Genomic DNA, 14,889 nt, shown 5'->3' with positions numbered 1-14,889 from the left:
TGGGCAACGAGTGGGCCCGACAGGGCTGACGGGCCCACGCCGTGCATTGCACCCCGCCATGCACCGTTCCCTGTGGCTCCTCGTCCTCACCCTGCTGTGTGCCTGCCATGCCCGTGCGCCGCGTCCCGCCGCCGGCCCCGCGCAGACTCCCCTGCCCGAGGTGTTCGGGCCCATTGGCTGGAACACCACCGCGGACAGTCTGCGCGCGCGCTTTCCGGAAGCACAGGTGACGGAGACGGAGCCGCGGGACACCGGCTGGAAGGACGAGGACGGGCGGGAGCTGAGGGCCGTGGAGGTGCTCGCCACGGACGCGCACCTGGAGCCCTTCGGCACCGTGGACATCCGCGTGATGCGTTTCGAGGGACATCCTCCGGCGGTGCTCGTCATCCAGCGCTCGGACAACCCGCAGGTGGAGTGCTACCCGCCGGGAGCCACGCAGGAGCAGATCGACGCGTGCTGGCTGCGCCTGGGGCAGGAGCGCAGGGCCGTCTACGAGCCGCTCGCCGCGCGGCTCGGCGCCCGCTTCGGCCCCGGCCGGCTCGGCCACCTCGAGTCCGAGGCGGAGCTCACGGACGAGGACCCCGTGGACCTGGAGCAGTCCGAGCGCACCTGGGAGCTGCCGGGATTGGACCTGCGCCTGGCGCTCGGCCTGGACCCGCGCTACCACGCGACGAGGATGGTCCGCCTCGTCGCCTCGAGGGACCGCCGCTACCCTTATTAGGCCGCGTGTCCGCCTCGATCGAGGAGCCGGCGGCCTTCCTCGCCGACCTTGGGACAACGGCATGAAAAAACATCACACCGACGAGTGACCCACTCCTTCTCCATGCCCTCGTGTGGGCTCGACAGGAGAAGGACATGAACCGGAAACGAAGCAGCGCAGCCCTCCTCGGGCTGATGGTGGGATGTCTTTGCATCCTCGCGGCGGGTCCCGCCAGGGCCTTTGATGGGGCCGCGGCGGATCGCGTCCTACAAACCGCGCAGCAGAAGCTGCGCGCCACGGCCACCCATCCCTCGATACCGACGAACCAGTACCCCAAGGCCACCACCAACGGCCCGTGGCGGCTCGTCCCCAACACCGCCAACATCGACTGGGTCCAGGGCTTCTTCCCGGGCCAGCTCTGGCTCATGTACGAGCAGGGGCGGGATCCCTTCTGGCGCACCAAGGCGGACGCCTGGACGCGCAGCCTGGACATCCAGAAGAGCAACCCGGACCTCCGTCAGATCACCCATGACCTGGGCTTCAAGTTCATGACCAGCTACGGCGAGGCGTACCGGCTGACCGGGGATGACTCCTACCGGCAGACGATGTTGACGGCCGCCGGCTCGCTGGCCAGACGCTTCAACCCCACCGTGGGCGTCATCGACTGCTGCGATTGGAATGACGGCACCTGGCAGGTGCCCCTGGTCACCGACACCATGATGAACCTGGAGCTCCTCTTCTGGGGCGCCCGGAACGGCGGCAACCCCGCCTGGAACGACATGGCGCTGCGGCATGCCCTGAAGACAGCCGCGGACATGGTCCGCGCCGACGGCGGCACCTTCCACGTGGTGGACTACAGCACCTCGGGCACCATCCGCTCCCGGGGCACGTTCCAGGGCTTCTCCAACAGCTCCACCTGGTCCCGGGGACAGGCCTGGGCCATCTACGGCTTCACCATGTCCTACCGGTACACGCGCGACCCACGCATGCTCCAGGCCGCTCAGAAGGTCACCGACTACTACCTCGCCCGCCTGCCGGCCGACTCCGTCCCCAACTGGGACTTCAACGCGCCCGCGGACCAGCAGCAGAAGGATTCCTCCGCCGCCGCCGTCGTCGCCTCCGCGCTCCAGGAGTTGAGCCGGTATGTCGCCGACCCCGCCGTGGCCCTGCGCTACCGCAACGCGGCCCTGGCCATGCTCGACAGCCTCGCTTCCCCCGCCTACCTCAACCCCGCCACCAGCGGCGGCCCCGGCATCCTCCTGCACGGCACCGCCTTCTACAGGACGGCCATCAAGCCCAGCGGGGAGGACATCGACAAGAGCCTCATCTACGGGGACTACTACCTCGTCGAGGCCGTGAAGCGCTTCAAGCTGTGGAACCAGGACGGGTGGCTCTCGACGCTCGGCTTCCCCGAGAGCGTGCGCGGCCTGGGCACCGGCAACACCGGCGTGCGGGTGGTCGAGTTCGACGTGACGCCGCTCAGCAAGTTCATCGACGGCGTCATCGGCTACGCGGACACCTCCGCCAACGTCACCGGCTATCCCAGCCTCGCCATGAGCCTCCGCATGAACCCGAGCGGCTTCTTCGACGTGCGCCGGGGCGCCGCCTACGCCGCACTCGCCAGCGTCCCCTACGAGGCCCATACGACGTACCACGTGCGCATGCGGACCGACCTGGTTGCGAGGACCTACAGTGTCTGGGTGCGGCCCCCGGGTGGCGCCGAGGTGCTCCTCGCCGATCGCTTCGCCTTCCGCTCCGACGCGCCCCCCACCGATGACCTCGGCAAGGTGTCCCTCAAGAGCGGCCACTTCGACAACGAGTTCCGCGTCCGCAACCACACCGTGAAGGCTCCGCCTCCCTAAGCCAGGAGGGGGAAGACCTGACTGGGGGGAGGGGAGGTTCCGGCCGCGAGGGGGAGCAACTGGTCCGATTGTTGGACCAGTCGGCTCTCCGCGCGGCCGGAAGGCGCCCCGTGCGTTCCCGCGGACCGTAGACCCTCACCCCAGCCCTCTCCCAGAGGGAGAGGGGGCTTACACGGGTTCAACCTGGGACCCGTGGCACCCTCACCCCGTCCCTCTCCCGAGGGGAGAGGGGTTGTTGTTCGAGGGGTTGTTGGAAAGATGCGCTCAGTGGCCCATCCACCTCGGTTCCTCGGGTCCTGTCCCGGGGGGCGTTGTTCTTGTCGACGCCGGGCGCTTCGGCTCCAGCTCCTCGTCGATTCCGTCCGGCCTCGCCATCCGGACTCGTGTCATCGCCTCCAACAACGACACTCCCAGCAGCAACCCCAGGAACAACACCGATACCGGCAGCACCACCCTCCTCGTCCCCCGCTGCTCCACCAGGTGCATGAAGAACATCGCCACCAGCATCGTCTTCACCACCGCGATTCCCAATGACGTCGGCAACGAGTACGGGCCCAGCTTCACCTTCGTCCCCAGTACCCACGTCACCACCGTCAGCACCACCAGCACCACCCAGACGGCCACGTAGCCCCACGTGCTCTTCTTCTTCTCCGCCATGGTGCTCCCCCTTCACTCCACCAGGTACAGCAGCGGGTAGATGAACAGCCAGAAGACATCCACCAGGTGCCAGTACAGCCCTCCCACCTCCACCGGGATGTGGTACTCGGCCGTGTATTTCCCAGACACCGCTCCCCACACCAGCCACCCCAGCAGCCCCAGTGCCACCAACATGTGCACCGCGTGCAGCCCCGTGAGCAGGAAATAGAGCGTGAAGAAGAGGCTCGCCCCCTGCTCCGGCAACTCCGCCAGCCGGTAGTACTCCCCGGGCAGCGCTCCGTCCGTCCAGTGCTTCCAGTACTCCCAGCCCTTGATGCCGAGGAACCCCACCCCCATCCCCATCGCCACCAACAGCACCAGCGCCGTCAGGAATTGTCTCCCCTGCCGGATGTAATGCACCGCCAACGCCACGAAGAGGCTGCTCGTCACCAGCAACAGCGTCTGCACCGTCGCCCACCCCGCCTCCAGGTGCTTGCTCGCCTCGATGAAGACGTCCGGGTAGTAGTACCGGTACACCGCGTAGCCCACGAACAGGTTCGTGAAGAGCAGCACCTCCGAGCCCAGGAAGATCCACATCCCGAGCTGCGCCGCCTTGCTCTGGTTCTCCCGGCTCCCGAAGTGCTCCTCCCACGGTGACGTTTCAGTAGACACGGGGCGCCTCGGGCACGGTGTAGTCGTGGACCTCGCGCTCGAACCTCGGCGCCTCCGTGAAGTTGTGCGGCGCCGGGGGCGAGCCGCTGTGCCACTCGTACCCCTTCGAGCCCCAGGGGTTGGGCGTGCTCTCCGGCCCGTACCTCAGCGACCACAGCAGGTACACCGCGATGAGCGAGAACCCGAACGCCAACAGCGAGGCCCCCGCCGTGCTCAGCACGTTCAGCCACTGCAGCTCCGCCGGGTACTGGTAGTAGCGCCGCGGCATCCCCAGGTTCCCCAACAGGAACTGCGGCAGGAACGTCACGATGAAGCCGAAGATGATGGTGCTCGCCGCCAGGAACGACCAGCGCTCCGGGTACACCCTCCCGAACATCTTCGGCCACCAGTAGTGCAGCGCCGCCAGGAACGCCATCAGCACCGCCCCCACCATGATGTAGTGGAAGTGCGCCACGATGAAGTACGTGTCGTGCCAGTGCACGTCCAGTGACGTCGTCGCCACCGCCACCCCCGTCATCCCCCCGAACATCAGCAGGAAGATGAACCCCAACACGTAGAGCAGCGGCACCTTCAGGTCGATGCTCCCCCCGTACATCGTCGCCACCCAGTTGAAGATCTTGATGGCCGTGAAGATGGCCACCAACATGCTCAACACCCCGAAGAACCCCGAGCCGAACGTCGACTGCCCCGACACGAACATGTGGTGGCCCCACGAGAAGAACCCCACGACCGCAATCCCAAACGTCGACGCGGCGATCATCTTGTAACCGAAGATGTTCTTCCGGCTGAAGGCACACACCACCTCGGTGATGACCCCCATCGCCGGCAACACCATGATGTAGACCGCCGGGTGCGAGTAGAACCAGAACATGTGCTGGAAGAGCACCGGGTCTCCTCCCCTCGCCGGGTCGAAGATGCCCACCCCCATCACCCGCTCGAAGAACACCAGCAGCAACACCATCCCCAGCACCGGTGTCGCCACCACCTGGATGATCGACGTCCCGTAGATCGCCCAGACGAACAGCGGGATGCGGCTCCAGTGCATCCCCGGCGCTCGCAGCGTGTGCACCGTGGTGATGAAGTTCAGCCCCGTGATGATGGTGGAGAACCCGATGACGAACACCCCCATCAAGATGGGGGTCACCGCCGTCGGCGAGGTCGTGCTGTACGGCGTGTAGAACGTCCACCCCGTGTCCGCCCCGCTCCACAGCATCCCGAACAGCGTCAGCGCCGCTCCCGCCACGTAGATGTACACCGAGGCCAGGTTCAGCCTCGGAAAGGCCACGTCCTTCGCCCCTAGCATGATCGGCAGCACGAAGTTGCCGAACGCCGACGGAATCGCCGGAATCATGAACAGCCACACCATCGTCACCCCGTGCAGGGTGAACATCCGGTTGTATGTCATCGCGCTGATGATCGTCGGCCCCGGTGTGAGCAGCTCGATCCGTATCACCATCGCGAAGATGCCCCCGAGCAGCAGCGCCAGGATGACCAGCACCAGGAACATCACGCCGATCCGCTTGTGGTCGCGCGTCAGCAGCCACGAGCCCACCGTCGTCTCGTGGTTGAGATACGTCACGGCTGGCTGACTACTTTCCGCCGACGGGTTCATACGCGGGCCCCTCCGACCGGATGGTCTCCAGCCGCGCACTGCGCAGCGTCTTGATGTACTCGACCAGCGCCGCCACCTCCGCCGCCTCCAGCACTCCCAGGTACGTCGGCATCACCGGCTCGAACCCCGCCACGATCCGCACCTGCGGCTTCATCATCGACTCCGTCAGGTATGCCTCGTCCGCCACCACCGTCTCGCCGCTCGTCAGCCGCTCCCGCCGCCCGTACAGGTCCAGCCACGTCGGCCCGATGTGCGCCGTCCCATCCACCGTGTGGCACTTCAGGCATCCCCGCTCCGCCGCCACCCGCTCGCCTCGCTCCGCCAGCGTTCCCCGCTCGCCGGACATCAGCTCGCCGTGGGGTTGCTGGGCGTCGTAGCGCGCCGCCTGCCGCGCGGGCTTCCGGGGTGATTCGCGCTCGAGGGCGCTGGGGGTCGCGTCCCGGCGCGCCACCATGCCCCTCCGCTGCTCCTGCATCCACGCCTCGTAGTCCTCCGGCGAGAGCGCCACGACCTCGGCCCACATCTCCGAGTGCTTCAGCCCGCAGTACTCCGCGCACATCACCCGGTAGCTCCCCGGCTTCGTCACCTCGAACCACGTCTGGGTATAGGCCCCCGGCAGGGCGTCCTGCTTGATGCGGAACGCCGGCACGTAGAAGGAATGGATGACGTCCCGGCTCGTCAGCAACAGCCGCACCGGCTTGCCCACCGGCACCCGGAGCACTCCGATGGCGTTGGGGCCCTCGGGATAGGTGAACTTCCACATCCACTGCTTGCCCACCACGTACACGTCCATCGCGTCCGGCGGCGGCGTCTGCATCCGGATGAAGTCGTGGTACCCCATGAAGAACCACACCAGGAACGTCGTGAGCGGCAGCCCCACGAAGAGCACCTCCCACCCCAACGTCCCCTGCACCTTCCTCGTCACCTCCGTCTCCGAGCGTCTCCGGTACCGGATGAGGAAGTACGCCGCCGTCCCGAAGATGAGCGTCGCCGCCACCATCGTCGTCGTGATGATGATGTAGTGCAGGAAGTCCACGTCCCTCGCCACCGTGGACGCCTGCTCCGGCAGGAAGAGCATCCGCCGGAAGAGCTCGTTCACCGTCCCCCCGAGCGATTCGTCCGCTGGCGTCATCGCCCGCCTCCGTCCCGCTGCGGCTGCCCCGCCACCACGCGCTCGATGGCCCGCTCGATGGGGATGTGCACCACCCCCGCGTCCCGGTCCACCCAGCCGTACCCGTGCAGCCGCCGCTGTTGCCCGGCCTTCTCGTCCTCCGCCCGGGTGTCCAGCGGGATGAGCCCCGTGTTGACGATGTTGATCTCCGCCCTCCCCAGCTCCCGCGGCTCCGAGGGCCCCGCCGGGTTGAGGTTCTTCAGGCGCTGCTGGAGCTGCGCCCACGTTCCCACCACGAAGAACGTGAAGAGGATGAGGGCCCCGGCGATGACCCCGCTCACACGCCTCCCGCTCACCGGCCGCTGCTCGCGCTCGGGCGTCTTCCACTCCACCTTGGATTCGTCCTCGCCGCTCATTCGCCGTACCCCAGCGACTCGTGCAGGTAGGGGTCTCCCACCGGCACCGTGGCGTGTCCTCGGAGTCTCCACAGCGTGAAGGCCACCGCCGCTCCTCCCACTCCCACGAACGCCGAGACGTCCGCCCAGTGCAGGCTCGGCCCTCCAGGGCTCACCACCGGAATCACCAGCCACCACGTGTCCACGACGTGCGCCGCCAGCAGCCACCCCGCCGCCACCGTCAGCGTCCTCCGGTGCTGCTTGAAGGGCCTCGACAGCAACACCAGGAACGGGAACACGAAGCGCGCGTTCACGATGAACAGCGCCACCGGCTCCCACGCGCCCCTCGCTCGCAGCACGTACCAGGGCACCTCGTGCGGCAGGTCCGCGATCCAGAGGAGGAAGAACTGGCTGAACGCCATGTAGGCCCAGAAGACGCTGAAGGCGAACAGGAACTTGCCCAGGCTCGCCCGGTGCGAGTCATTGACCAGCTCGCCATACAGGTTCGGCCCTCGTGCCAGTGTCGTCGCCAGCGTCAGCATCGCCAGCGCCCCCACGAACGCCCCCGAGAACCAATACAGCCCATACACCGTCGAGACGAACAGCGGCTCCAGCGACATCAGCCAGTCCAGCGACGCGAAGGACATCGCCAGCGCCACCACCGGCAGCGCCCCCGCTCCCAGCCACCACTGCCACCGCGTGAGCTGGAGGTCTCCCGTCTCGTCCTGCTTCCGGGACCAGCGCAGCAACAGCTCGCCCACCGCGCTCCACACCGCGAAGTACAGCACCGAGCGCACCACCCAGAACGGGAGGTTCAGCCAGGCCCGCTTGTGCTCGAGCTTCTTCAGGTCCTTCTCGGGCAAAGGCGGTGGTTCCCCGAGCCACGGGTAGAGGTGGCTCGCCCCCACGAGGATCGGCAGGAAGAGCAGCGCGAACAGGGGCAGCGTCGCCGCCATCGTCTCCAGCATGCGCCGCAGCACCACCGGCCAGCGCGCCTTCGACGCGTGCCACGCCCCCAGCAGCACCAGCGACGCCACCGCGATTCCCGCCCAGTACGCGAAGGCGAACAGGTACCCGAAGAGCGCTCGCCGCGTGTCCACCGCGAGCCCGAGCCCCGTCACGCCGAGCCCCACCGCGCCCACCGCCGCGGCGGCCAGCATCGGCCCTCGTCCTCCCGTGAAGCGCTCCATCACCTTCATGGAGTGCCCTCCTTCTGGAGTCGCGGCATCTCCTCGGGCGGTACGTCCTCCAGCCCCGCCCGCTGGCTCTCCTGGAGCGCTCGCACGTACGCCACCACCGCCCACCGCTGCTCCGGCGTCAGCTTCTCCGCGTACGCCGGCATCAGCCCGTACCCCTGGCTGATCACGTCGTAGTAGTACCCGTCCGGGTACGCCGGCAGCTCCACCAGCGACGGCGGCTCGCGCAGCCCCATGTTCCTCGCCACCTGCGCCACCCCGTCCCCCAGCAGCCCGTGGCACGTCGCACAGTAGATGTCGAAGGACTTCTGACCGCTCTCCACCAGCTCCGTCGTGAGCGTGAGAGGGATTGTCTCCACGTACCCGCCATCCGGCGTGTCCCGGCCCGTGAGGTAGAAGCGATCCTTGCCTCGCCGGTTCCTCGGCACCGTTCCCGCGGGCGGCTGGCGCATCGCCCGCTCGTCCGCGAAGAAGGTGTTCTCCCGGTAGGGCAGCGCCTTGGGCTGCTGCTTCATCCCTCCCCAGCCCTGGAAGTCCACCGGGCAGCCCGCCAGCACCCACGCCAGCGGCACGAGGAGCAGGCGCCTCATTCCTTCTCCTCCACCACCGCAGTGTTCCTCGCCGCCAGCTCGCGCAGGTGGCGCAACACCGGCTCGGCTTCCTCCCTCCGCTTCGTGGTGACGCTCACCCAGAAGCCTCCCGTCGATGCCGTCCGGAAGGACTCCAGCTCGAAGAGCGGATGGTGCGGCCTCGGGAAGCGGAACAGCCACATCAGCCCGAAGAAGAGCGTCAGCGCCGCGAACAGCACCATCGTCTCGAACGTGATGGGCACGAAGGCCGCTCCCGCGTGCGGCGGCCGGTTGCCCACGTTCAGTGGGTAGTCCACCGCGTTCGTCCACCACTGCAGCGCGTACGCGCCCCCCGCTCCCGTCAGCCCCGCCGCGAAGGCCCACCCCCGCAGCGGCGAGGGCTTCAGCTCCAGCACCTCCTCGATTCCCTCCACCGGGTACGGCGAGAAGGCATCCAGGGTGTCCTTCGCGTAGCCCAGCTCGCCCAGCCGCCGCAGGGCCTTCTTCACCTCGTCTCCCGAGCCGAACTCTCCCACCACCCAGTAGCGCATGGCTCAGGCCTCCTTCTCGCGCGGGTCGGGGTCCGGCTCCTTCGTCAGCTCGTGGTGCAGCTCCTTCACCTCGCTGATGGGCACCGGCGGAATGAACTTCAGGAAGAGCAGGAACAGCATCCCGAAGAAGCCCATCGAGCCGAACAACAGCCCGAAGTCCACCCACGTGGGCGAGTAGTGCTCCCAGCTCCGCGGCAGGAAGTCATGCGCCAGCGACGGCACGATGATGGTGAAGCGCTCCAGCCACATGCCCACGTCCACCGCCAGCGCGGCGAACCACACCACCACCACGTTGCCGCGCAGCTTGGGGAACCAGAAGAGCTGCGGCACCAGAACGTTCGTGGCCATCTGCAGCCAGAAGATCCACCCCCACGTGCCCGTGCGCTTGAAGGCATACGCGGCCATCTCGTACTCGTCCCCGCTGTACCAGGCGAAGAAGTGCTCCTGCAGGTAGCCGTACGAGACCATCAGCCCCGTGGCCAGCAGCAGCTTCGTCAGGATGTCCACGTGCTTGTCTGTAATCACATGGTGCAGGCCCAGCGGTCGGCGCACCGGCAACAGCAGCGTCAGCACCAGCGCGATTCCCGAGAAGATGGCCCCCGCCACGAAGTACGGCGGGAAGATGGTCGAGTGCCACCCCGGCACCAGCGAGATGGCGAAGTCGAAGCTGACGATGGTGTGCACGCTGAGCACCAGCGGCGTCGCCAGCCCCGCCAGCAGCAGGTACGCCGTGCGCCAGTGGTGCCAGTGTCTCGCCGAGCCCGTCCACCCCAGCGAGAACAGCCCGTACCAGAACTGTCTCCGCGGCGTGGCCGCCCGGTCGCGTGCCGCCGCCAGGTCCGGCAACAGGCCCAGGTACCAGAACAGCAGCGACACCAGGAAGTACGTGGTGATGGCCACCATGTCCCACGGCAGCGCGCTCTTGAACTGCGGCCACACGTCCATGGTGCTCGGGTACGGCACCAGCCAGTAGAAGAGCCACGGCCTTCCCAGGTGCAAGAGCGGGAAGAGTCCCGCCTGCATCACCGCGAAGAGCGTCATCGCCTCGGCGAAGCGGTTCACCGACGCCCGCCACTTCTGCTGGAAGAGCACCAGGATGGCCGAGATCAGCGTCCCCGCGTGCCCAAAGCCAATCCACCACACGAAGTCGATGATGCCGAATGCCCACGCCACCGGGATGTTGTTGCCCCAGGCCCCGATGCCCTTCACCAGAGTCACCGCGATCGCCAGCCCGAACAGCCCCGTCCCTCCCAGCGTCAGGAGGAACAGCGCCCACCACACCCGCCCCGCCTTCCGCTCGATGGGCCTCAACAGCGAGCCCGTCAGGCTCTCCGCGCTCTGCGCTCCTTGGATGAGCGGAATGGGCTCCAGCGGATCAGCCATGCTCGAGCTTCCGGGTTCGGATTCTTGATGCGCGCCAGGTACGCCGTGCGCGGCTTCGTCCCCAGCTCGTGCAGCACCGCGTAGTGTCTGGGGTCCTCGTGGCGCTTCGCGACCTCGGACGCCTTGTCGTGCAGCGAGCCGAAGACAATCGCTTCCGTGGGACACACCTGCGCGCACGCCGACTGGAGCGTCCGCGTGTCGATGGGCCGCTGCTCCTTGCGCGCCTCGATGCGCGCCCGCTCGATGCGCTGCACGCAGTACGTGCACTTCTCCATCACTCCGCGCATCCGCACCGTGACGTCCGGGTTGAAGCCCAGCTTCTCCAGCTCCGTCACCTTCGGCCGGTACTCCAGGTAGTTGAACCGGCGCACCTTGTACGGGCAGTTGTTGCTGCAGTACCTCGTGCCAATGCACCGGTTGTAGACCATCTCGTTGAGGCCCTCGTCCGAGTGGACTGTGGCGTTCACCGGGCACACGTACTCGCACGGCGCCGCCTCGCAGTGCTGGCACATCATCGGCTGCGGTATCGCCTTCGGCTCCTCCGGCGGGCCCTCGAAGTACCGGTCCACCCTCAGCCAGTACATCTCCCGGCCCCGCTCCATCTGCTCCCGCCCCACCACCGGGATGTTGTTCTCCGCCTGGCACGCCACCGTGCACGCCCCACACCCGATGCACCGGTTCAGGTCCACCGCCATCGCCCACTGGTAGCCCTCTTCGTATTTGAAGGGCTCGTACAGACTCTCCACCGGGCCCTTCAGGTGCTTCAGGTACTCGGGCCGCTTCTTCTCGAACTCCTCCAGCGTGTCCTGGATGGCGATTTCCCGGCCCTCCATCGCCCAGTGGTCCTGGGACGTCGCGTAGCGTCCGCGTCCCTCGGACTTCTCGGCCTGCAGGCCCTCCGCGAACCACGGTGCGTCCGCGTGCCTCAGCAGGTACGCGTTGACTCCCAGCTCCTCGGGCTCGTCCGGGTTGCCGCTCCACTCGCGCCCCCAGCCCAGCTCCAGTGACACCGTGTCGTCCGCGTGCCCGGGCAGCACGTACACCGGTGCCTCCACCCAGCGCCCCCGGAACGTCAGTTTGACCTTGTCCCGGGGTTTCAGGAACAGGCGCTCGGCCGTGCTCGGGCTCAGCAGCGCCGCGTTGCTCCACGAGAGCATCGTCAGCGGGTCCGGCAGCTCCTGCAGCCACGCGTTGTGGAAGTACCGCCCGTCCCGCACCTTGTAGCCGGGCAGCAGGTTCAGCTCGAGGCCTTGCCAGGGTTTGCGCGCGAAGGAACGGATGCTCGCCTCCACCGCTCCCGCGTCCAGCGTGGCCGTGACACCTTGGGCCTGGGTGCCGGGAATCGTGCCCACCGCCAGCCACTGGTCCCACGTGTCATCGAAGGCCGCGCCCGAGGCTCCCGCCCTCCGCTGCCAGTGCGCCTTCACGAGTTGGTGGGGCGTCTGCTCCGCCACTCCCGCGAACGGGGAGAGCACGTCCAGCTCCGTCAGCCCCTGGAAGAGCGGCTCGATGAGCGGCTGGAGGATGCTCGCCGTCCCGTCCACCGCCCGCGTGTCTCCCCAGGACTCCAGCACGTGCGCCGCCGGGAGCACCCAGGCGGTGTGCTTCGAGGTCTCGTCCTCTCGCGAGGACAGGTACACCGCGTTGGGCACCGCGCTCAGTGCCGCCCCCAGTGTCACCCCCACCGGCGCCGTGTAGACGGGGTTGAAGGCTGTCACCACCAGCGTGTCCACCCGGCCCGCGCTCGCTGCTTCGGACAGTTCGCGCAACACCTCCGGCCCGCTGCGCACGGCCTCCACTCCGGGCTCGTAGAGCGTGATGAGTCTTGGGTGGCTCCCGAGTGCCTGGTTGAGCAGGTGCGCCACCGCGTGCACCCTCGGCGGTTGCCGCTCGCCTACCACCACCACCGCGCGCTCCCCGTTCCTCGCCAGGTCTCCCGCTACCGCTCGCACCTCGCGCGCCTTCTCCGGCCAGCCCAGCTCCAGCTCCCGGTAGCGCTCCAGTCCCGGGAGTGGGTGCGTGCGGGCCAGTTCCCCCAGCACCGCCAGGGCGAAGCGCTCCACCTCCGAGGGCTTCATCCGGAAGCGGTGGTCCGCGTTCATCCCCGTCACGCTGTAGTGGGCCTCCGCCACGTACAGCCGGCTCATCGCACCTCGCTCCGGTGTCCTCGAGCGGGAGAACTCGCGCGCCTCTCTCAGGGAATGGGGGCCCTGGGTGAGGAAGTCCGCGTCCAGGGACAGCACCGCGCGTGCCTCGTCGTAGCGCACCCGCGTCTCCAGCGGCCGGCCGTACGCGAGCCTCGCCCCCTCGTACACGTTGTCCCTCGAGAGGGCGTGGTACGTCTCCACTCGCGCCCTCGGGAAACGCTGGCGGATTCGCTCCACCAGCTCGCGTCTTGTCGGGGACGCCGAGGGCTCCAGCAGCAGCCACAGGCCCTCACCTCCGTTCGCCTCCAGTTGGCTCGCGTGCCTCGTCTGCTCCTGGAGGTATGTCTTGAAGGAGCGCGGGGTGCCTCGCTGCTTCACGCCTCGCACCCGTGTCGTGTCGTAGAGGTCCACCAGGAGTGCCTGTGCGAGGTGGTTCGTCGCTCCGAGGCTCGCCGGGTGGTCCGGGTTGCCCTCCACCTTCGTCGGCCGGCCCTCCCAGCTCGTCACCACCAGCCCCGCTCCGTAGCCCTCGGGTGCCCACGCCGTCGCGTAGGCGTTGGGAAGGCCCGGCGTTACCTCCGGGGGTTGGAAGGTGTACGGCATCACCTTCTCCGCCGGCTTCTTGCACGCCGCCAGCCCCGCCAGCGCCGCTGTCGTCCCCGCCAGTTGCAGGAAGCGGCGGCGGTCCAGGCCCCGCGGGGGCTCGGCCGCTCCCGGGGGGAATTCCCGCTCCGCCGCCCTCGCCAGCTCCGGTGAGCCCTGGAGCTCCTCCAGGCTGCGCCAGGCTCGCGGACGCTCGCCTCCCGCCCCCGGCGGGTCCTGCACCACGGGCAATGGATAGCGGTCGGTCAGCGGTGGCATGTCGTGCAGTTCGTTCGGGGTTGGACGTCGTAGCGCCTCGCCAGCTCCTCGGGTGTTGGGTCCCCGGGGCCGGGTTGCCAGCGCATCGCGGTGATGGCTTCCCGGGGGCGCAGGTTCGGCACCGGGTCGCGGTGGCAGTCCAGGCACCACCCCATCGACAGCGGCTGCGCCTGCTGCACCGAGGGCATCAGGTCCACCCTCCCGTGGCACGTCACGCACCCCACTCCCTTGCTCACGTGGATGGCGTGGTTGAAGTAGACGAAGTCCGGCAGGTCGTGCACCCGGCTCCAGGGAATCGGCCGGTCCGCGAAGTAGAACTGGCGCACCGGCTCGAGCAGCGGACTCTGGTTCCAGATCTGCGCGTGGCAGCCCATGCACGTGGCTTGCGAGGGATAGCCCGCGCTCGGGGAGTCCTCGACCGTGCTGTGGCAGTAGCGGCAGTCGATCGCCTCGTCCCCCGCGTGGTGCCGGTGGTCGAACTGCACCGGCTGCGGGATGGGCTGCCGCATGTTCTGCGCGAGCGGGCTGCGCGCGTACGCCCAGAGCCCCACCGCCCCGAGCGCCGGTGCGGCCAGCAGCCCCGCGGCGACGGCTCGGACCACCGTGTTCGCGCGAGGTGTGAAGATCCAGGCCATAGAGCGCCCTGGATGACCGCGCTCGGATGCCCGGCTCCCAGGGCTTTCGACCCTAGAGAGCGCCTCGGGGGGCAACAATCACCGCGTTTCACCGGCTTCCAGTTGTGAACCGTGAGTGCACGGGAACTGTCTGGAATCGCGCGGGGGGCTATGGCTCAGGAGAGGTGCTCCTTCAGCACCGTCGCTCCCTCCTTCAGCGCCGCCTTCGTCTGCGACAACGGCTCCTGCGGCATCGTCCTCAACCCCACTACTCCCAACGCCACCGAGCCTCCCAGCAACCCCAGTCCCGCCAGCAGCACTCCCCTCACCGGGTTGCGAGGCATCGCCATCGCCGCCGCCAACACCAGCGCGCTCAACCCCGTCATCCCCATCCACGCGCTCGCCCCCAACAGCAGGCTCCCCTTCGCCGCCTCCCGCGCGTCCTCCTTCAGCTCCCCTTCCGCCCTCCTCATCCCCGCTCGCGCCACCCTCCTCCCCTGCGTCATCAGCTCCGACAGGATGGAATCGCTCGATCCCTGGCCCTTCCGCTCGTCCATGCTCGCCTCTCTCGTGACGCGCC

Annotated in this window: 14 protein-coding genes; 2 read left to right on the top strand and 12 right to left on the bottom strand. The window is 68.2% G+C overall.

All coding sequences use genetic code 11. The annotated features are described in order from the left end of the window. Positions 1-58 precede the first annotated feature (58 nt). Positions 59-721: a hypothetical protein gene (locus ACN28I_RS30400; protein WP_420945413.1), complete on the top strand. Its 663-nt coding sequence runs from the start codon at positions 59-61 to the stop codon at positions 719-721. A 134-nt stretch (positions 722-855) separates the two neighbouring features. Beyond that, complete coding sequence (locus tag ACN28I_RS30395; protein WP_420945412.1) at positions 856-2,562, top strand: glycoside hydrolase family 88 protein; 1,707 nt, start codon at positions 856-858, stop codon at positions 2,560-2,562. Positions 2,563-2,826: 264 nt separating this feature from the next. On the opposite strand, the gene ACN28I_RS30390 is transcribed toward ACN28I_RS30395, so the two are convergent. The 12 genes from ACN28I_RS30390 to ACN28I_RS30335 form a co-directional block, all read right to left on the bottom strand. Next, positions 2,827-3,219: a cytochrome C oxidase subunit IV family protein gene (locus tag ACN28I_RS30390; protein ID WP_420945411.1), complete on the bottom strand. Its 393-nt coding sequence runs from the start codon at positions 3,217-3,219 to the stop codon at positions 2,827-2,829. A 12-nt stretch (positions 3,220-3,231) separates the two neighbouring features. Continuing rightward, a complete protein-coding gene (locus tag ACN28I_RS30385) occupies positions 3,232-3,870 on the bottom strand; it encodes a cytochrome c oxidase subunit 3 family protein (RefSeq protein WP_420945410.1) in 639 nt (212 codons plus the stop codon). After that, entirely contained in the window at positions 3,860-5,482 is a 1,623-nt protein-coding gene (locus tag ACN28I_RS30380; RefSeq protein WP_420945409.1) for a cbb3-type cytochrome c oxidase subunit I, read from the bottom strand. Before ACN28I_RS30380 ends, ACN28I_RS30385 begins: the two co-directional genes overlap by 11 nt. Beyond that, positions 5,460-6,581, bottom strand: coding sequence for a cytochrome c oxidase subunit II (coxB, locus tag ACN28I_RS30375; RefSeq protein WP_420948747.1), 1,122 nt, complete (start codon positions 6,579-6,581; stop codon positions 5,460-5,462). The genes ACN28I_RS30380 and coxB overlap by 23 nt, the downstream gene beginning before the upstream one ends. Before the next feature lie 29 nt (positions 6,582-6,610). Further along, positions 6,611-7,009: a hypothetical protein gene (locus ACN28I_RS30370; RefSeq protein WP_420945408.1), complete on the bottom strand. Its 399-nt coding sequence runs from the start codon at positions 7,007-7,009 to the stop codon at positions 6,611-6,613. Next, on the bottom strand, positions 7,006-8,187 hold the full coding sequence (locus tag ACN28I_RS30365) for a hypothetical protein (RefSeq protein ID WP_420945407.1): 1,182 nt from the start codon (positions 8,185-8,187) through the stop codon (positions 7,006-7,008). The genes ACN28I_RS30370 and ACN28I_RS30365 overlap by 4 nt, the downstream gene beginning before the upstream one ends. Next, complete coding sequence (locus tag ACN28I_RS30360) at positions 8,184-8,774, bottom strand: c-type cytochrome (RefSeq protein WP_420945406.1); 591 nt, start codon at positions 8,772-8,774, stop codon at positions 8,184-8,186. Before ACN28I_RS30360 ends, ACN28I_RS30365 begins: the two co-directional genes overlap by 4 nt. Beyond that, positions 8,771-9,304, bottom strand: coding sequence for a DUF3341 domain-containing protein (locus ACN28I_RS30355; RefSeq protein ID WP_420945405.1), 534 nt, complete (start codon positions 9,302-9,304; stop codon positions 8,771-8,773). The genes ACN28I_RS30360 and ACN28I_RS30355 overlap by 4 nt, the downstream gene beginning before the upstream one ends. Before the next feature lie 3 nt (positions 9,305-9,307). After that, a complete protein-coding gene (gene nrfD / locus ACN28I_RS30350) occupies positions 9,308-10,687 on the bottom strand; it encodes an NrfD/PsrC family molybdoenzyme membrane anchor subunit (protein ID WP_420945404.1) in 1,380 nt (459 codons plus the stop codon). Continuing rightward, positions 10,627-13,695: a TAT-variant-translocated molybdopterin oxidoreductase gene (locus tag ACN28I_RS30345; RefSeq protein WP_420945403.1), complete on the bottom strand. Its 3,069-nt coding sequence runs from the start codon at positions 13,693-13,695 to the stop codon at positions 10,627-10,629. Before ACN28I_RS30345 ends, nrfD begins: the two co-directional genes overlap by 61 nt. Further along, positions 13,683-14,330 (bottom strand): cytochrome c3 family protein, encoded by a 648-nt coding sequence (locus ACN28I_RS30340; protein ID WP_420945402.1) that lies wholly within the window; start codon positions 14,328-14,330, stop codon positions 13,683-13,685. The genes ACN28I_RS30345 and ACN28I_RS30340 overlap by 13 nt, the downstream gene beginning before the upstream one ends. 155 nt (positions 14,331-14,485) lie before the next feature. Then, on the bottom strand, positions 14,486-14,866 hold the full coding sequence (locus ACN28I_RS30335) for a phage holin family protein (RefSeq protein ID WP_420945401.1): 381 nt from the start codon (positions 14,864-14,866) through the stop codon (positions 14,486-14,488). Between the last annotated feature and the right edge of the window lie 23 nt (positions 14,867-14,889).

It is taken from the genome of Archangium gephyra (assembly GCF_049060025.1).
Lineage (GTDB): Bacteria > Myxococcota > Myxococcia > Myxococcales > Myxococcaceae > Archangium > Archangium gephyra_A.
The sequence above is the reverse complement of the archived record's forward strand: the minus strand, read 5'-3'. Positions and strand labels throughout refer to the sequence as shown.